The organism is Paraburkholderia heleia NBRC 101817, from assembly GCF_000739775.1.
Taxonomy (GTDB): domain Bacteria; phylum Pseudomonadota; class Gammaproteobacteria; order Burkholderiales; family Burkholderiaceae; genus Paraburkholderia; species Paraburkholderia heleia.
This window is the reverse complement of the sequence record NZ_BBJH01000025.1, coordinates 70,867-88,556: the sequence shown is the minus strand read 5'-3', so window position 1 is coordinate 88,556 and position 17,690 is coordinate 70,867. Positions and strand designations below refer to the sequence as shown.

The following is a 17,690-nucleotide window of genomic DNA, read 5'->3' as shown; positions in this document are numbered from 1 at the left end:
GGGAAAACCCGCAATCGCACCCATGAAGATTTTGGCAGGAACCGCACCATGCGCATTCTGGTGGTAGAGGACGACGCGGAAATCGGCGCGGCTGTGCGCAGCCGCCTCACGCGCCTCGGTCACGCGGTGGACCTCGAAGCGAACGGCGCCACGGCGAACAGCCTGCTAGGCGTGGAGCGCTTCGATCTGGTCGTGCTCGACGTGATGCTGCCCGCCATGGACGGCTTCGAGATACTGCGCCATCTGCGCGCGGCGGGCTCGACCACGCCGGTGCTGCTCCTCACCGCACGCTCGGCCATCGACGACCGCGTGAGCGGCCTCGGCCTCGGCGCCGACGACTACCTCGTCAAGCCGTTCGACTACCGCGAACTCGAAGCGCGCGTGCAGGCGCTCCTGCGCCGCAACAGCGGGCATGCGAACGATGTGGTGAGGCTCGGCGGTCTCGCCATCGACCGCAGCAGCCGGCTCGCCGAACTCGACGGCAAACCGCTTTCGCTCTCGCGCCAGGAATTCGCGCTGCTCGAAATCCTCGCCAGCCGTCCCCAGCGTATCTTCCCGAAGGAAGAACTGCTGAATCAATTGTTCAGCTACGGCAACGAGCCGAGCGCGAACGCCGTCGAACAATACGTCACGCGCGTGCGCAAAAAGCTGCAGGGCAGTTCAGTCGAAATCCGCACGGCGCGCGGCATGGGATATCAAATTGCCGCGCTTTGACTGGTTCCCGAAAACGCTGCTCGGCCGCACGCTGCTCTTCATTGCGCTCGTCGTGGCGTCGGGCGCGGCGGCGCTCGCAGGCATCGCGCGCTATTACGCGGGTGTCGCGTCCGAGCGCGCCTACGATCAGCTGCTTGCGGGCGCAACCATCCAGGTCGCCGAAAACCTCTATGTGCAGGGCGGCGTGCTCGCGCTCAATCCGCCGGTGGCCGCGCTCTCCACGCTCTCGCGGTATGACGTCGTCTACTACAAGGTGGTCGACGCGCGCGGCCTCGTCGTCGCGGGCTATGGCGACCTTCCCGGTCCGGCCAATACGGCGAGCGCGATGCGCGCGCGCCAGGGTCCGACATTCGCGAACGCCCGCTACCAGGGCGAGCGCGTGCGCACGGCGACCATCGGGCGCTACATGCCGGACGCGCGGCCGCCCGGCTGGGCCCTCGTCACGGTCGCGCAGACCACGCACGCGCGCCAGCAGCTCACGAACGACATGAGCTTCAAGGTCTGGACGCTCATTCTGCTGATGAGCGTGCTCGCCATCGGCGCGAGCGGACTTGCCATCCGGCGCGGCCTGCGTCCGCTCGCGCAGATCGAGAGAATCATCGCCGCGCGCGACCCGGCCGACCTGCGGCCCGTAGCGCACGACACGCCGAGCGAAATCAATGCGCTGATCGGCGCCATCAACGGGCTGATCGGGCGCCTCGCCGAACGCATGACGGCCATGCAGCGTTTCATCGCCGACGCCGCGCATCAGATGCGCACGCCGATTGCGCGGCTCGACGCGCAGATCGAGTTGCTCAGCACCGAGTCCGATCCCGTGCGTCACGCCGCTCGGCTCGAAGCGTTGCGGGCCACCTGCTCGGACGTGGGCCGGCTCACCGGCCAGTTGCTCAATCACGCGATGGTGATCCATCGCACCGAAGTGGTGCCGCTGCAGCGCGTGGAACTCGCGAAGCTCGCGAGAGAAGTGCTCGGCCGCACCATTCCGCTCGCCGACGAACGCGACGTGAAAGTGGCGTTCGAAAGCAGCGCGCCGCAAGCCTGGATCGCGGGCGACCCCGTGAGCCTGCAGGAAGCGCTGTCGAACGTGCTGCACAACGCGCTGCTGCACGGCAAGGCGGACGATATCGTCGTCACCGTGAACGCCTCGCGGGAGGCCGTCACGCTAACCGTGACCGACAACGGACCAGGCATCGCGCGCGAACACTGGGACGCCGCGTTGCGTCCGTTCGAGCGCATCGGCCAGCAAGGCGCGGAGCGCACGACGGGCTCGGGCCTTGGGCTCGCCATCGTGCAGGCGGTGATGAAGGCGCACGGCGGGTGCGTGAACTTTGCGTTTCCCGCCGGCGGCGGGTTTGCCGTGGTGCTGACGTTTCCTTCCCCTGAAGCCGGAACGTCTCCCGCTACGCCAATGTGAACGCTACGCGAAAGGGCCGAAACGCGAGTCCGGCGCATCCTGCGGTCCATCAATGCCCTGCAGTATGCGCCCGCGCATACATGCGCAACGCGAGCCAGCACACTCCAGCCCCAATGCCGCCCACCACGCCGCCAAAGCTGCCGACCCACGACACGCCGAAGCCGTTGGCAATATGGTTGCCAAGCAGCGCGCCCGCGCCGATCCCCACGTTATAGAGGCCGGAGTAGATCGACACCGCGAGGTCCGCGGCTTCGGGCGCGAGCTTGAGCACCCATGCCTGCATGGCCAGTCCGAAGGAAACGATCGCGCCGCCCCACACCAGCGTGTGAACCGACAACGTGACGATGGAGAGCGCGGCGGGAAACAGCACGAGCAGGCACACGCACACGGCGACCACAGCCGCTTGCAGGAACTGCGCCGGATCGCGCGGATAAAGACGATTGAAGAATACGGCCGCGGGGATGCCGGCACTGCCGAACAGGATCAGGATATAGGTGATGCGTTGACTGCTTTCGTGGCCCACGGTGTGAATGAAGGGTTCGATATACGTGTACGACGTGAAGTGCGCCGTTACGACGAGTATCGTGAGCAGATAGAGCGAGGCCAGCATCGGCTTTCTGAACAGCACGGGCACGCTGCTGAACGAGCCCGTCTGATGGCTCGGCAATACGGGCAGCATCACGCGCAGCATGAGCAGCGCAAACGCCGCCGCGCCCGCAATGACGAAGAAAGTCTGCCGCCAGCCGAGCGTCTCGCCAATCACGCGCCCAAGCGGAATGCCCGCCACCATGGCGATCGAGGTGCCCATGCCGAGCATGGCGAGCGCCCGGCTCTTGTTGCCGGGCGGCGCGAGCCTCACCGCCAGAGAGACGGAAATCGACCAGAAGATGGCATGGGCGAAGGCAATGCCGATCCGGCCCACCATCAGCACCGTAAAGTTCCACGCCACGCCGGTCACGATATGGCTGGCGACGAAGAGCGCGAATATCCAGGTCAGCAGCGTGCGGCGTTCGACGTTGCGCGTCAGCAGCATCAGGGGCAGCGACGCCACGGCCACCGTCCACGCGTAGATCGTCAGCATGAGGCCGACGTCGGTCGGCTTCATGTGCAGGCTGTCGCCAATGGCGCTCAGCAGCGCAACGGGCACGAATTCGGTCGTGTTGAAGATGAAGGCCGAGAGCGCCAATACGAGCACACCCCACCAGGCGTGCCCGGAAGAGTCCGGTTCAGGCATCGACATACGAGAGATGCGGAATCGACAAAGGGCGATTATCGCGTATCGCGCCGTATGCGATGCCCGAACCGTGCAGTGCCGCTTCTGGGCCCCGCCGCGAGCAGCGTGGCGCTGACGAAATAGAGCCCCGCGAATAGCCGCCGCTCAGGCCGCGCACCTTCGCGTCATCGCCCAGGCGTTCTCTCTATACTGAGCCGCGTGCCTCCTGCCACTTTCCGTGACGCGCAGCTGCCGGCATGTTCCACCCGCATCGCCCATCCCTGGACGCCGCCACACAGCGCCGCGCGAAGCACGACCGTGCGCGCCGGTGCGCCGGCGTCTGCCTGCCTTGTGATGCTGTAAAAGAAACTGGAGAGTTTCCATGAGCACCTTCACCACCCGCGATGGCACGTCGATCTATTACAAGGACTGGGGCAGCGGCAAGCCCGTCGTTTTCTCCCACGGCTGGCCGCTCACGGCCGACGCCTGGGACGCCCAAATGCTCTTTCTCGTGCAAAACGGCTTTCGCACGATCGCGCACGACCGCCGCGGCCACGGCCGCTCCGATCAGCCCGCCAAGGGCAACGACATGGACACCTGGGCCGACGACCTCGCCGACCTGCTCGACAAGCTCGACGTGCAGGACGCCACGCTCGTTGGCCACTCCACGGGCGGCGGCGAAGTCGCGCGCTACATCGGCCGCCACGGCACGCAGCGCGTCTCGGGCGCGGTGCTGATCGGCGCGGTGCCGCCCATCATGATCAAGAGCGAGAAGAATCCGGGCGGCCTGCCCAAGGATGTGTTCGACGGCATCCGCAAGGGCGTGATCGACGACCGCTCACAGTTCTTCAAGGACCTGGCCGTGCCGTTCTACGGTTACAACCGCAGCGGCGCGAAGGTCTCACAGGGCGTGATCGACTCGTTCTGGCAGCAGGGCATGTGGGGCGGCATCCTCGCGCTGCATGACTGCGTGCACGAGTTCTCCGAAGTCGACTACACGGAAGACCTCAGGAAGATCGACGTGCCCACGCTGATCCTGCACGGCGACGACGACCAGATCGTGCCGATCGACGACGCCGGCAAGCTCTCCGCGAAGATCGTCAAGGACGCGACGCTCAAGATCTACCCGGGCGGCCCGCACGGCATGTGCACGACGATGGCCGGGCAGGTCAACGCCGACCTGCTCGCGTTCCTGAACCGGAAGTAACGAAGTTGCGCGCGGCGTGAGCGTTCAACGCGCGCACGCCGCGATCGCTTCGACGTATTGCGCCTGCCACACCGGGTCTTGCGCGAACGCGGCGAGCTCCGCGTGCAGATCGCTGGCGTAGGCCGCCATGCACGCGCGGTTGTTCGCTTCGACGGCGCGCGGCATCACGAGGATTGCCGCGACCACGCCGCCCACCGCCAGCGCGACGACCGCCACGCCGGTCGCCCACCGCCAGGATTCCTCCCCCGCCCCCTTTAGCGCCGCTTCGTTCATCGCTCTTCTCCTTATTGATTAGCAAGACAATCATTCTGCTTTTAAAAAAAGGGCAAGCGCCTTACGCGAGCCCCTTGCGTATCTTGCGCATGCCGGTGACCGTCGACTCGAACAGGTCCGGGCCCACTTGCGTACGCAGGCGCCGCGCGACTTCGGCGCTCGCGCCGTTGATCGGGGCGTCGAGCGCGGTGCCGCCCGCCGTGGGGAAAAGCCCCCATTCGCGGCCATCGGCCTCGCCCTGGCGGCGTTCGAGCAAATCCTTGTCGCAGAGGTTGTCGACGAGACGCGTCGCCGTGGGCCGCGCGATGCCGAGCGTTTGCGCGACATCGCTCGCCAGGCACCCGGGCTTCGCGAGCACCACGCGCAGCACGAAGCCTTGCGCGGGCGTGAGGCCGAACGGCGCATAGGCGGCGCTCCACTCGCGCTCGACGAGCCGCGCGAGTGCCGACGAGTTGAAGTAAAGGCAGTGATCGAACATGAAGTCCATGAGACCACGAATTGATTAGCAAGGCAACTGTTTTGAGGGTCTTCGATGAGCCTTGCGAGACAAAATTCTTATATAAGACTCCCCGATTCACTTCCGTTTTCACAAGGGTCTTTACCAGCTTGACACCCTATCCGGGGTGCGATCCACAAACCCCATGAACCGTGGCCGCATTACCGGCATCGCCCTGAAAAGCCTTATGGGACGGGGCTCCGGCCCGGAAACGTTTTCAGCGCGCGGCCCGCGGATCAAGGCAAACGCGCCGACTTTCTCGTCAATTAACATTGCGCAAGCGCTTCCCACGATATGAAATACCTGCGCGGTTGCGCCCCTGCGCGCTGCAAATTGAGGCAAAATTCAGGTGTTTCGCCGACTGCGCGCAGCCGGTGGTGTTATCACCCCGTTTTTGAACCCCGCCAAGAAGCCGATGAGTACCCAGCAACCCACCATCATCTACACCCTGACCGATGAAGCGCCGCTGCTCGCCACCAGCGCGTTTCTGCCGATCATCCGCACCTTCGCTGCGCCGGCCGGCGTGAACGTCGAGACCAGCGATATCTCCGTTGCGGCCCGTATCCTCGGCGAGTTCCCGGAATTCCTCACGGAAGAACAGCGCGTGCCGGACAATCTGGCCGAACTGGGCCGTCTCACGCAGCTGCCGGAAACGAACATCATCAAGCTGCCGAACATCAGCGCATCGGTACCGCAGCTCGTCGCCGCGATCAAGGAGCTCCAGGGCAAGGGCTACAAGGTCCCTGACTTCCCCGAAGATCCGAAGACCGACGAGGAAAAGGCGATCCAGAAGCGCTATTCGAAGTGCCTCGGTTCCGCCGTGAACCCGGTGCTGCGCGAAGGCAACTCGGACCGCCGCGCACCGCTCGCGGTCAAGAACTTTGCGAAGAAGCACCCGCACAGCATGGGCGAGTGGAGCATGGCTTCGCGCACTCACGTCGCGCACATGAAGCACGGCGACTTCTACCACGGCGAAAAGTCGATCACGAACGACAAGGACCGCGAAGTCCGCATGGAGCTCGTGACGAAGGCCGGCGAAACCATCGTCCTCAAGCCGAAGGTCAAGCTGCTGGCCGGCGAGATCGTCGACAGCATGTTCATGAGCAAGAAGGCGCTGCTGGCCTTCTACGAAGACCAGATGGAAGACGCGCGCAAGACCGGCATCATGCTCTCGCTGCACGTGAAGGCGACCATGATGAAGGTTTCGCACCCCATCGTGTTCGGCCACGCCGTGCGCGTGTTCTACAAGGACGCGTTCGCCAAGCACGCCAAGCTTTTCGAAGAACTCGGCGTGAACGTGAACAACGGCCTCGTCGACCTGTACACGAAGATCGAAAAGCTGCCGGAATCGCAGCGCGAAGAAGTCATCCGCGACATGCACGCGTGCCACGAGCACCGTCCGGCGCTCGCCATGGTCGACTCGGCCAAGGGCATCTCGAACCTGCACGCACCGAACGACGTGATCGTCGACGCCTCGATGCCGGCCATGATCCGCGCAGGCGGCAAGATGTGGGGCGCCGACGGCCGCCCGGCCGACACGAAGTGCCTGATTCCGGAAAGCACGTTCGCGCGCATCTACCAGGAAATCATCAACTTCTGCAAGACCAATGGCGCATTCGACCCGCGCACGATGGGCACGGTGCCGAACGTCGGCCTGATGGCGCAGAAGGCTGAAGAGTACGGTTCGCACGACAAGACGTACGAAATCGCGCAGGACGGCACGGCGCGCATCGTCGACAACGCCACGGGCGAAGTGCTCGACGCGCTCACGCAGCCGGTCGAGCAAGGCGACATCTGGCGTATGTGCCTCGTGAAGGACGAGCCGATCCGCGACTGGGTCAAGCTCGCCGTCGCACGCGCGAAGAACTCGGGCACGCCGGCCGTGTTCTGGCTCGACCCGTACCGTCCGCACGAAAACGAGCTGATCAAGAAGGTCGAAGCCTACCTCAAGGACTACGACCTGACCGGCCTCGACATCCAGATCATGTCGCAGGTGCGCGCGATGCGTTACACGCTCGAGCGCGTGATCCGCGGTCTGGACACGATCTCGGTCACGGGCAACATCCTGCGCGACTACCTCACCGACCTGTTCCCGATCATGGAACTGGGCACCTCGGCGAAGATGCTGTCGATCGTTCCGCTGATGGCCGGCGGCGGCATGTACGAAACGGGCGCAGGCGGTTCGGCGCCGAAGCACGTGCAGCAGCTGGTGCAGGAAGACCACCTGCGCTGGGACTCGCTCGGCGAATTCCTCGCCCTGGCCGTTTCGCTCGAAGACCTCGGCATCAAGACGAACAACGCGCGCGCCAAGCTGCTCGCGAAGACGCTCGACGCCGCCACGGGCAAGCTGCTCGACAACGCCAAGGGTCCGTCGCCGAAGACCGGCGAGCTGGACAACCGCGGCAGCCAGTTCTACCTCTCGATGTACTGGGCGCAGGAACTGGCCGAGCAGAAGGAAGACGCGGAACTCGCCGCTCACTTCGCGCCGCTCGCGAAGTCGCTGGCCGAGAACGAGCAGAAGATCGTGAGCGAGCTGGCCGCGGTCCAGGGCAAGCCGGTCGACATCGGCGGCTACTACAAGCCGGACTTCGCGAAGCTCGCTGAAGTCATGCGCCCGAGCCCGACGTTCAACGCCGCACTCGCAGCCGCTGCGAAGTAAGGGCTGGAGCCCGCCCCCCGTGCGCTCGCGCGGGGGACGTTCCACCCAACGAATCGAGCCTCCCACGTCACCGTGGGAGGCTCGATTTTTTTTGCCCTGCCTGTTGTGTTTGAGGCGAGCCGCGCGGCCCGCCTCGTCCTTGAAAGGCTTAGTCGTCCAGTAGCGAGAGATCGCGCACAGCGCCCTTGTCGGCCGACATCACGAGCCTGGCGTAGGCCTTCAACGCCGCCGACACCTTGCGCGGACGCGCCTTCGCCGGCTTCCAGCCACGGGCGTTCTGCTCTTCGCGGCGGCGCGCGAGTTCCTCGTCCGAAACCAGCACGTCGATCGTGCGGTTCGGAATGTCGATGCGGATCTTGTCGCCGTCGCGCACGAGTCCGATGGCGCCGCCCGCCGCCGCTTCCGGCGAGCAGTGGCCGATCGAGAGGCCCGAGGTGCCGCCCGAGAAGCGGCCGTCGGTCAGGAGCGCGCACGCCTTGCCGAGGCCCTTCGACTTGATGTAGCTCGTCGGGTAGAGCATTTCCTGCATGCCGGGGCCGCCCTTCGGGCCTTCATAGCGCACGATCACCACGTCGCCGGCCTTGACCTTGTCCGCGAGGATGTTTTCCACCGCTTCGTCCTGCGATTCGGTCACGTGCGCCGTGCCTTCGAACACGAGGATGCTGTCGTCCACGCCCGCGGTCTTCACCACGCAGCCGTCGAGCGCGATGTTGCCGGTCAGCACGGCGAGGCCGCCTTCCTTCGAGAACGCATGCTCGTACGAGCGGATGCAGCCTTCGGCGCGGTCCGTGTCGAGGCTCGGCCAGCGCGTGTTCTGGCTGAACGCGACCTGCGTCGGAACGCCCGCGGGGCCGGCCATGTAGAACGTCTTGACCGCTTCGTCCTGGGTGCGGCTGATGTCCCACTGCGCGAGCGCGTCGCCGAGCGTCGGCGCGTGCACGGTCGGCACGTCGGTGTGCAGCCTGCCGGCGCGCTCCAGTTCGCCCAGGATCGCCATGATGCCGCCAGCGCGGTGCACGTCTTCGATATGGTACTTATTCGTATTCGGCGCGACCTTGCACAACTGCGGCACGACGCGCGAAAGGCGGTCGATGTCGGCCATGCCGAACTCGATGCCCGCTTCCTGCGCAACCGCCAGCAAGTGGAGGATGGTGTTGGTCGAGCCGCCCATGGCGATATCGAGCGTCATGGCGTTTTCAAACGCCTTGACGCCCACCGAACGCGGCAGCACGCGCTCGTCTTCCTGCTCGTAGTACTGGCGCGCGAGTTCGACGATACGGCGGCCGGCGCGCTTGAAGAGCTGTTCGCGGTCCGCGTGCGTGGCGACCACGGTGCCGTTGCCCGGCAGCGAGAGGCCCAGCGCCTCGGTCAGGCAGTTCATGGAGTTGGCCGTGAACATGCCCGAGCACGAACCGCAGGTCGGGCAGGCAGAGCGCTCGACTTCGGCCACTTCGGCGTCGGAGTACTTGGTGTCGGCCGCGATCACCATCGCGTCGATCAGGTCGAGCTTCTTGACCTCGATGGCCTTCGTGACGGGGTTCGCAAGGCGCGTCTTGCCCGCTTCCATCGGGCCGCCCGAGACGAAGATCACGGGAATGTTCAGGCGCATGGCGGCCATGAGCATGCCCGGGGTGATCTTGTCGCAGTTCGAGATGCAGACCATGGCGTCGGCGCAGTGCGCGTTGACCATGTATTCGACCGAATCCGCGATGATGTCGCGGCTCGGCAGCGAATACAGCATGCCGTCGTGGCCCATGGCGATGCCGTCGTCGACGGCGATCGTGTTGAATTCCTTGGCCACGCCGCCCGCGGCTTCGATTTCGCGCGCAACGAGCTGGCCGAGGTCTTTCAGGTGCACGTGGCCGGGAACGAACTGGGTGAACGAGTTGACGACCGCAATGATCGGCTTGGCGAAGTCTTCGTCTTTCATGCCGGTGGCGCGCCACAGGGAGCGCGCACCTGCCATGTTGCGGCCGGCGGTGGAAGTTTTGGAACGGTATGCGGGCATTGTGGCTGTAGGAGAAAAATCGCAGAAAGGAAGCGGGCCACGGGAATAAAGGCCCCACGCACGCCCTTGCGAACAACCTCTTGAGCTGCGCTCTGGGCAAACCTTGTGATTATCCCACACGCATGGGCGCCCCGCTGGATCGGCCGGCGGCGGTCGTGGCGTACAGCTGGTACGCCCGCAGCAGCGGCCGTTTTCTCAGGGCTCAGGGTTGCCGAACCTTGCCGAATCCGCACGCCTGCACCACTATTCTGCGTCAGACCCGTGTGACGGAGAGCCCCCATGTCCCTGCAGAACATCAAGCACGTCGTTGTCGTGATGTTCGAAAACCGCTCGTTCGATACGATGCTCGGCGGCTTGTACACGAACGGCAGCAGCCCCACGCATTTCCTGCCCGCCGCCAGCGCGGAACGGCCGTTCGACGGGCTCAAGGCGGGCCTGAGCAACCCGACGAAGGCAGGCGGCACCATCGCCGCGACCACACCGGCCTCCACTGCCACGCTGCCCGACCCCGATCCGCAGGAGACGTTCGCAAACGTGCGCGTGCAACTGCTCGGCAACGGGACAGGTGCGATGCCCATGTCCGGCTTCGTGCAAGACTACGAAACGACCGCGACGACAGACGCAAGCCAGGTCATGCAGTGCCACAGCCCCGATCAGCTGAAGGTACTCTCGACGCTCGCGCGCGAATACGCCGTCTGCGACGCCTGGTTCGCGCCCGTGCCGAGCCAGACCTGGCCGAACCGCGCCTTCGCCCACGCGGGCACGTCGAACGGCCACGTCGACAACGGCTCGCCGCCCGACCCCTTCGAGTGGCAAGTGCGCACCATCTTCAACGTGCTGGGCGACATGGGCGCGAGCTGGGCCGTGTACAGCGCGGCGCTCATCGCCCCCTCGCTCACGCTCACCATGTTCCCGACGTTATGGGATCCGAAATATAAGGCAAACTTCCAGCGCTTCAGCAATTTCATCTCCGCTTGCCGGAACAACACGCTGCCGCAGTATTCGTTCATCGAGCCGCGCTTTCTGCTCGACCCGAACGACCAGCACCCGCCACACGATGTCTATGCGGGCGAGAGCTTTCTCTACGACATCTGGCACGCGTTGAGCACATCGCCCGCATGGCCCGAAACGCTGCTCGTGATCACCTACGACGAGCACGGCGGCACCTACGACCACGTATTGCCGCCCGCCAACGCCGTGGCGCCCGATGCCGCGAGCAACCCCGGCGACCAGAACTTCGCCTTCGACAGCTTTGGCGTGCGCGTACCGGCGGTCGTGGTGTCGCCGTATATCGCGCCGGGCACCGTGTTCCGCTCACCGGGCGCCACACCCTACGACCACACGTCGATTCTCGCCACCCTGCGCGACTGGCTCGGCATCGCGCCCGCCGACATGCTCGCGAGCCGGCGCGTGGCGGCCGCACCCACGCTCGCTGCGCTGCTCACGTTGGACACACCGCGCACCGACCTGCCGGCGATCGCCGCGCCGCCCGCTTCCGGATTCATCGCCACCAATCTCGCGCGCCCGCTCAACGACCTGCAAAAGAGTCTCGTGAGCGGCACGGCGCGGCGCTCGGGGCTCGACCCGACCGCCACGCTCGGGGGCATGGCAACCCGTCAGCACGCGGTGGACTTCTTCCACAACCTGCTTTCGTCCGGTCAACCCTGAGGTGACGAAGAGACCAAAGGGCTGGGCGAGACCGCCTCAGGCCTCGCCCAGCCCTTCCTGCGTAATCAGCGCGAGCAGCACCTCCGAAAACGCGTTGGCAGCGAGCGTACTCGATGCGCGCCGCCGCCTGAGCAGCGCGACGGTGCGCTGTGGCAACGCCGGCGTGACGGGCAGCGTGACGAGTCCGCGATGCTCGCGCAGCACCGCCGAAGGCAGCAGCGTGGCGAGCGTTCCGTCCTTCACGAGCTTGAGCACCGTGCCCACCGAATTGGCCTGCAGCATCACGCGCGGGATCAACTGGTGCGCGCGGAAATAGGCATCGGCGAAGCGCCGCACCACGAAGTCGGGACTCAATAGCGCGAGCGGCATCGTCGCGAGCTGCCCGGCCGTCACCTCCGCGCGGCGGCGCGCCAGCGGATGGCGCGTGGCCACGAGCAGCGCCATGTGCTCGGCAAAGAGCGGGCTCACTTCAATTTCGTCGGAGCGCACATCCGTGAAGCCAATGCCGAGATCGAGTTCGTCACGCTCGAGTCCGCCTTCGATATCTTCGAGCGGCCGCTCGCTCACGTCGAGCGCGATAGCGGGGTGCGCTTCGCGAAAGCCGCGCAGCGCCGGGCCGATCAGATATTCCGCGAAGGTCGGGGTATAGGCGAGCCGCAGCAGACCGCGCGTGAGGTCGCGCACTTCGTTCAGCGCGCGCTTGCCGGCATCGAGATGCGCGAGCGCCTGGCGCGCGTGTTCGATGTACACGCGGCCGAATTCAGTCAGGCTGATGGCGCGGCCGCTGCGGTCGAACAGCGCGCCGCCAAGATCGTTTTCCAGTTGGCGGATCTGCTGTGAGAGCGCCGGCTGCGAAACGTGCAGCACCTCGGCTGCGCGCGTGAAATTCTTCAACTCCGCCACGGTGAGCACGTAGCGTATCGAGCGAAGCATCAAGATGGCTGCCTCCCGAGTGTCTCCGGTTTTTTTCATAAGGCACGCTTATCGTGACGATCCGAATATCGTCTTGGACGTGAACGCGCGCCCTGCGCAAAATGGTTTGCGACGACGACGGCGATGCGGTGCGCGGGACGCACGGCATCAGCCGCCGGACACCATTCTACCGGGGGACAAACGGATGTTCGAGTCGATCTCGATGAGCGTGGTGGCGGTGTTCGCGGGCTCGTGCCTGACGTTTCTCATCGCCATCCTGCTGCCCGAACCCGTCGTGGCCAAAGGCGAGCGCGGCGGCCTTTATGCCGGGCTCGGCAGAGACGGCGCAAGCTTCGCGCGCACGGACCAGGCGCGCACGCGCCGCTTTCGCGCGCTGCAGACGTGGCGCGCGGGCGGCCGGTCCTCGCCGGGCCGCACCGAAGCCGCGCCGCGCGCTTTCAATAGACGTCGCGCAGGTAGCGCTTGTCCCGCCCGAGCGCACTGACATAGTCGTGCGCGGCCTCGGCGCTCATGCCGCCATGGCCCGCCACGACCTCCCTGAGCGCGGCATCCACGTCCTTCGCCATGCGGCTCGCATCGCCGCACACATAGAGGTGCGCCCCTTCCTGCAACCACGCCCAGAGCTGCGCGCCCTGCTCGCGCATGCGGTCCTGCACATAGACCTTTTCGCTCTGGTCGCGCGAAAACGCGAGGTCGAGCCGCTCGAGATGGCCGTCCTTGCGCATTTGCTCCAGTTCGTCGCGGTAGTAGAAGTCGGTGGCCGCGTGCTGCTCGCCGAAGAAGAGCCAGTTGCGGCCCGTGTCGCCGCGCGCCTGCCGCTCGTGCAGGAAGGCGCGGAAGGGTGCGACGCCCGTGCCGGGACCGACCATGATCATCGGCGCGTCGCCATTACGCGGCGGCCGGAAATGCGTGCTCTTCTGCACGAACACCGGGACGCTGCCCTCCTGCGCGCGGTCGGCGAGGAAGGTCGAGGCCACGCCCTTGCGCTCGCGGCGGCCGTTGTTGTAGCGCACGGCCGAAACGGTCAGGTGCACTTCGCCCGCATGGGCCTTCGGGCTCGACGAAATCGAATAGAGCCGCGGCTGCAGGCGCTTGAGCATGGCGAGCAGCTCAGGCGCGCTCAGGTCGACGGGATATTCGTGGAGCACGTCGGCGAGCTGCTGGCCCCAGAGCCAGTTGCGCAGATCGCCCTTGCGCGATTCGTCGAGCATCTCGGCGAGGCTCCGGGAGCGCGTGCGCGACGCAATGAACGCGAGCGCATCGGGGCTCGGGCGCGCGATCTCGTAGTGCTTGCCGAGCGCCTCGCCAAGGCGCATCTCGCCGTGGCCGCTCACGGCGACCGGCGTGTCGGCGGCGAGGCGAGTGAGGCCCAGCAACTCCTCGACGAGCGCGGGACAGTTGGTGGGCCACACGCCGAGCGCGTCGCCCGCTTCGTAGTCGAGGCCCGCCTCGCCCGTTGCGAGCGAGAAGTAGCGCGTGTCCTTCGTCGCGCCCTTCATGTTCAGGCGCACGTTCCTCAGCAGCTTCGAGGCAGCCGGGCGCGCCTTCGTCGCCGCGCAGCCGGGCAGCACCTCGGGAATCGAACCGTCGGCGGGCACCGCGTGCAGCGCCGCGTCCTCCTGCTTGATGCGCACGACGATGCGATCGAGCCAGGCGTCGGCGGCACGCTGGTATTCGCTGTCGCAATCCACGCGCTCCATGAGACGCGTGGCGCCCAGCGCTTCGAGGCGCGCGTCGAGCTTGCGCCCGTGGCCGCAGAACGCGTCGTAGTTGCGATCGCCGAAGGCCAGCACGCAGAAGCGCAGCGAAGCGAGACGAGGCGCGTTTTCTGCCGCGAGTGCGCTCCAGAAGGCCGCGCCGTTGTCGGGCGCATCGCCGTCACCGAACGTGCTCGTCATCAGGAGGACGTATTGTGCCTTGGCGAGGTTCGCCAGCGGGTAGTCGGCCATGCAGGCCGTGCGAATCTCGAAGCCCGATTCCATCAGTTGCGTCGCGTATTGCTCCACGAGCGATTCGACGTTGCCCGTCTGCGAGGCCCACAGCAGCAAGACCTTCGGGCGCGTATGGGCGATGCGCACGCCATGCGGCTTTTCTTCGGGCGCACCCGGCACGGCGAGCGCATCCGCGCGCGCGGCGGGCTCGGCGCGGCTGAACAGACCCGCCAGCAGGCCGTCCAGCCAGACGCGCGTGTCGGCGGGAAACGGCGCGTGCACGGGCAGCATGGGCACGCCGACGGGCTCTGCCGCCCGCAACGAGCGCAGGCCGCCGACGAAGCCCGCCAGGTACCGGCGCTCTGCGTCGCCCAGTTGCGGCGCGGCGACGTCGTCGAGACCGAGTAGCGTCGAAAAGGCATCGATGCGGGACATGTCGAGTTCCTGAGACGGGTTGGCGGCTTGCGGCGCGCTGGCGTCGAACGCGGCTGACGCAACGGCGGCATCGGCCGCATCCGGCATGCGCGTGGTCTCGCGCGGCGCGGATGGCGGGCCGACGCGCGAGAGCGCGACCGCGCAGAATTTCAGTTCGGGCTGCTGGGAAATCGGGTCGATCGCATCGCTCGTGACCGCGTTCACACAAAGCTCCTCGCCGTACACGTCGTTCCAGTGCATGGGCGCGAAGCAGTTGCCGGGACGCACGCGCTCGGTCACCACGGCGGGCAGCACCACGCGGCCGCGGCGCGAGCGCACTTCCACGCGATCCCTCGCGGCAATGCCGAGCGCGGCAGCATCCTCGGGATGAATCTCGACGAAGGGACCCGGGTTGAGCTTGTTGAGCATCGGCACCTTGCCGGTCTTCGTCATGGTGTGCCACTGATGCTGCAGGCGCCCCGTGTTGAACACCACCGGATACGTGCCGTCGGGCAGTTCGGCAGGCGCAACATGAGGACGCGCGAAGAACACGCCCTTGCCGTGCGCCGTGGCGAAAGCGATACGAGGGCGCGTGCCGTCGGCGTTGACCTTGAGCGTCTGGCTCACGCCGTCGTTCAGATAGCGCAGCGGGTTGCGATCGCTCGCGGCATCCGGCGCGACGGGCCATTGCAGCGGCGTTTCGCGCAGCTTCGCGTGGCTCGCCCCGCGCAGGTCGTAGCCCGTCTTCGGGTTCGAAAAGCGCGTGATTTCGTCGAACACCTCGGCGGCGCTCGCGTAGCTGAACGCCTGGGCAAAACCCATTTCGCAGGCCACGCGCGCGATGATCTGCCAGTCGGGCAGCGCCTCGCCCGGTGGCTCGACGGCCTGCTGCATGAGCGTCATGTTGCGCTCGGAGTTGATCATCACGCCATCGGCCTCGGCCCAGAGCGCGCCGGGCAGCAGCACGTCGGCGTACTGATTCGTTTCGGTGTCCAGAAAAGCGTCCTGGGCGATCACCAGCTCGGCGGCCCTCAGGCCCGCGACCACAGTCTGCCGGTTCGCCACGCTCGCCACCGGGTTCGTGCAGATGATCCAGCACGCCTTGATCTCGCCCGCAGCCATGCGCGAGAACATGTCGACGGTGCCGCCGCCCGCTTTTACGGGCAGCGTGCCGGGCGCCACGCCCCACGCCGCTTCGACGAACGCGCGGTCGTCTTCCGCGAGCACCGTGCGCTGCCCGGGCAGGCCCGGTCCCATGTAGCCCACCTCGCGCCCGCCCATTGCGTTGGGCTGCCCGGTGAGCGAGAACGGCCCGCTGCCGGGACGGCAAATCTTGCCCGTCGCGAGATGCAGGTTGCAGATCGCGTTCGTGCTCCACGTGCCGTGGGTGCTCTGGTTCAGCCCCATGGTCCAGCAGCTCATCCACTCGGGCGCCTCGCCTATCATTTGCGCGGCGCGGCAAATGTAGTCGACGGACAGACCCGTGATTTCAGCGACCTTTTCCGGCGTGTAGTCTGCGAGGAACGCGGGCATCGCGTCCCATCCTTCGGTGTACTGTGCAATGAAGTCCGCGTCGGTATGGCCGTTCTTGTGCAGCAGGTGCAGCAGGCCATTGAGCAGCGCCAGATCGGTGCCCGGCGCGATCTGCAGGAACAGCGACGCCTTCGCGGCGGTCGCCGTGCGGCGCGGGTCCACGACGATGAGCTTTGCGCCCGCCTTCACGCGGTCCATCATGCGCAGGAACAGGATCGGATGGCAGTCCGCCATGTTTGCGCCGATCACGAAGAAGAGGTCGGCGCGGTCGAAGTCCTGATAGGAACCCGGCGGGCCGTCCGCGCCGAGCGAAAGCTTGTAGCCGCTGCCCGCGCTCGCCATGCACAGGCGCGAGTTCGACTCGATGTTGCTGGTGCGCACGAAGCCCTTGGCGAGCTTGTTCACGAGGTACTGCGCCTCGACCGACATCTGCCCGGAAACGTAGAACGAGAGCGCGTCGGGGCCGTGCGCGTCGAGCGTCGAGCGCAGGCGGCGCGCCGTATCGGCGATGGCCTGCGCGAGCGGCAGCGGCACCGGGTCCTCGTCGCGGGCGTGGCGCACGAAGGCGCGCTCGAGGCGCCCCGACTTGCGCAGCGCCACGTGCGCCGACGAGCCCTTCGTGCAGAGGCGGCCGAAATTGGTCGGATGCTCGGCATCGCCGGAGATCTTCGCGACCTGGCCGTCCTCGACGTGCAGGATCATCCCGCAGCCTACGCCGCAGTACGGGCAAACGCTCTTTACGCTTTCGCTGCTCATGCGCTCGATCGATATCAGCTTGAAACAGATTCTGGGCGCGCGGCGCATCCGGCGCGCCGTGCCTTTGTCGCTTCAGTGGTCAGTTCAGGCGGCAATCCACACCTGACCGTTTTCCACGCGCGCGGGGAACGCGTTGACCGAATGCTGCGGCGCTTCGATGCACTCGCCGGTGGACAGATCGAAGTGATGCTTGTAGATCGGCGAGGCCACCACGATGCGCTCGCCGAAGCTGCCCACGAGCCCGCGCGAGAGCACCGCGGCGTGCGAGTTCGGATCGTAGTTGCCGATGGCGTACACGCGCGCGTCGCCGTCGTCGACGTGGAACACGGCGACCTGTTCGCCCTTCACGAGCGCGCACACGCCCGTGTTCGGCACGATGTCGTTGAGCGTGCAGACGGGAACCCAGTTGCCTTCGAGCTGTTCGCTTTTTGCTTCGCTATTCATTTCGTACTCCTCGGTTCGATGAAAGGG

13 protein-coding genes are annotated in these 17,690 nt (G+C 66.2%); 6 read left to right on the top strand and 7 right to left on the bottom strand.

The features are described from left to right. Positions 1 to 48 precede the first annotated feature (48 nt). Complete coding sequence (locus BHE01S_RS21210; RefSeq protein ID WP_042267376.1) at positions 49 to 714, top strand: response regulator transcription factor; 666 nt, start codon at positions 49 to 51, stop codon at positions 712 to 714. After that, on the top strand, positions 701 to 2,128 hold the full coding sequence (locus tag BHE01S_RS21205; RefSeq protein ID WP_042267374.1) for a sensor histidine kinase: 1,428 nt from the start codon (positions 701 to 703) through the stop codon (positions 2,126 to 2,128). The genes BHE01S_RS21210 and BHE01S_RS21205 overlap by 14 nt, the downstream gene beginning before the upstream one ends. Before the next feature lie 49 nt (positions 2,129 to 2,177). On the opposite strand, the gene BHE01S_RS21200 is transcribed toward BHE01S_RS21205, so the two are convergent. Then, positions 2,178 to 3,368: a sugar transporter gene (locus BHE01S_RS21200; RefSeq protein ID WP_042267373.1), complete on the bottom strand. Its 1,191-nt coding sequence runs from the start codon at positions 3,366 to 3,368 to the stop codon at positions 2,178 to 2,180. 355 nt (positions 3,369 to 3,723) lie between these two features. On the opposite strand from BHE01S_RS21200, the gene BHE01S_RS21195 reads away from it, so the two are divergent. Beyond that, the gene (locus BHE01S_RS21195) at positions 3,724 to 4,548 is read left to right on the top strand and encodes an alpha/beta fold hydrolase (protein WP_042267371.1); all 825 of its coding nucleotides are present in this window, start codon (positions 3,724 to 3,726) and stop codon (positions 4,546 to 4,548) included. A gap of 24 nt (positions 4,549 to 4,572) precedes the next feature. Here the strand turns inward: BHE01S_RS21195 and BHE01S_RS21190 are convergent, their stop codons facing one another. Next, a complete protein-coding gene (locus BHE01S_RS21190; protein WP_042267369.1) occupies positions 4,573 to 4,821 on the bottom strand; it encodes a hypothetical protein in 249 nt (82 codons plus the stop codon). A gap of 61 nt (positions 4,822 to 4,882) precedes the next feature. Next, positions 4,883 to 5,299, bottom strand: a complete 417-nt coding sequence (locus BHE01S_RS21185) for a MarR family winged helix-turn-helix transcriptional regulator (RefSeq protein WP_042267492.1) — start codon at positions 5,297 to 5,299, stop codon at positions 4,883 to 4,885. 433 nt (positions 5,300 to 5,732) lie between these two features. Between BHE01S_RS21185 and BHE01S_RS21180 the strand changes: the two genes are divergently transcribed. Continuing rightward, entirely contained in the window at positions 5,733 to 7,976 is a 2,244-nt protein-coding gene (locus BHE01S_RS21180; protein ID WP_042267368.1) for an NADP-dependent isocitrate dehydrogenase, read from the top strand. Between the two features lie 148 nt (positions 7,977 to 8,124). Here the strand turns inward: BHE01S_RS21180 and ilvD are convergent, their stop codons facing one another. Next, the gene (gene ilvD / locus BHE01S_RS21175) at positions 8,125 to 9,984 is read right to left on the bottom strand and encodes a dihydroxy-acid dehydratase (protein ID WP_042267366.1); all 1,860 of its coding nucleotides are present in this window, start codon (positions 9,982 to 9,984) and stop codon (positions 8,125 to 8,127) included. 279 nt (positions 9,985 to 10,263) lie between these two features. On the opposite strand from ilvD, the gene BHE01S_RS21170 reads away from it, so the two are divergent. Further along, positions 10,264 to 11,652, top strand: a complete 1,389-nt coding sequence (locus BHE01S_RS21170) for an alkaline phosphatase family protein (RefSeq protein ID WP_042267364.1) — start codon at positions 10,264 to 10,266, stop codon at positions 11,650 to 11,652. A 36-nt stretch (positions 11,653 to 11,688) separates the two neighbouring features. Here BHE01S_RS21170 and cynR read toward each other — a convergent pair whose 3' ends face one another. Then, a complete protein-coding gene (gene cynR / locus BHE01S_RS21165; protein ID WP_245639812.1) occupies positions 11,689 to 12,585 on the bottom strand; it encodes a transcriptional regulator CynR in 897 nt (298 codons plus the stop codon). 184 nt (positions 12,586 to 12,769) lie between these two features. Here cynR and BHE01S_RS21160 point away from each other — a divergent pair, with 184 nt between their 5' ends. Next, positions 12,770 to 13,069 carry a hypothetical protein gene (locus BHE01S_RS21160; RefSeq protein ID WP_042267363.1) on the top strand — a complete coding sequence of 100 codons (300 nt, stop codon included), beginning with the start codon at positions 12,770 to 12,772 and terminating at the stop codon, positions 13,067 to 13,069. Here the strand turns inward: BHE01S_RS21160 and BHE01S_RS21155 are convergent. Beyond that, a complete protein-coding gene (locus tag BHE01S_RS21155) occupies positions 13,023 to 17,219 on the bottom strand; it encodes a bifunctional nitrate reductase/sulfite reductase flavoprotein subunit alpha (RefSeq protein WP_042267489.1) in 4,197 nt (1,398 codons plus the stop codon). The two genes, BHE01S_RS21160 and BHE01S_RS21155, sit on opposite strands and share 47 nt — an antisense overlap. 84 nt (positions 17,220 to 17,303) lie before the next feature. Then, complete coding sequence (nirD, locus tag BHE01S_RS21150; RefSeq protein WP_042267361.1) at positions 17,304 to 17,663, bottom strand: nitrite reductase small subunit NirD; 360 nt, start codon at positions 17,661 to 17,663, stop codon at positions 17,304 to 17,306. Positions 17,664 to 17,690: the final 27 nt, after the last annotated feature.

Bases quoted from the DNA above. Each gene is read 5' to 3' on its own strand.
- BHE01S_RS21195 (WP_042267371.1), top strand. From the start codon at position 3,724: ATGAGCACCTTCACCACCCGCGATGGCACGTCGATCTATTACAAGGAC.
- ilvD (WP_042267366.1), bottom strand. From the start codon at position 9,984: ATGCCCGCATACCGTTCCAAAACTTCCACCGCCGGCCGCAACATGGCA.
- BHE01S_RS21170 (WP_042267364.1), top strand. From the start codon at position 10,264: ATGTCCCTGCAGAACATCAAGCACGTCGTTGTCGTGATGTTCGAAAAC.
- BHE01S_RS21155 (WP_042267489.1), bottom strand. From the start codon at position 17,219: ATGAGCAGCGAAAGCGTAAAGAGCGTTTGCCCGTACTGCGGCGTAGGC.
- BHE01S_RS21200 (WP_042267373.1), bottom strand. From the start codon at position 3,368: ATGTCGATGCCTGAACCGGACTCTTCCGGGCACGCCTGGTGGGGTGTG.
- BHE01S_RS21160 (WP_042267363.1), top strand. From the start codon at position 12,770: ATGTTCGAGTCGATCTCGATGAGCGTGGTGGCGGTGTTCGCGGGCTCG.
- BHE01S_RS21185 (WP_042267492.1), bottom strand. From the start codon at position 5,299: ATGTTCGATCACTGCCTTTACTTCAACTCGTCGGCACTCGCGCGGCTC.
- nirD (WP_042267361.1), bottom strand. From the start codon at position 17,663: ATGAATAGCGAAGCAAAAAGCGAACAGCTCGAAGGCAACTGGGTTCCC.
- cynR (WP_245639812.1), bottom strand. From the start codon at position 12,585: ATGCTTCGCTCGATACGCTACGTGCTCACCGTGGCGGAGTTGAAGAAT.
- BHE01S_RS21180 (WP_042267368.1), top strand. From the start codon at position 5,733: ATGAGTACCCAGCAACCCACCATCATCTACACCCTGACCGATGAAGCG.
- BHE01S_RS21190 (WP_042267369.1), bottom strand. From the start codon at position 4,821: ATGAACGAAGCGGCGCTAAAGGGGGCGGGGGAGGAATCCTGGCGGTGG.
- BHE01S_RS21210 (WP_042267376.1), top strand. From the start codon at position 49: ATGCGCATTCTGGTGGTAGAGGACGACGCGGAAATCGGCGCGGCTGTG.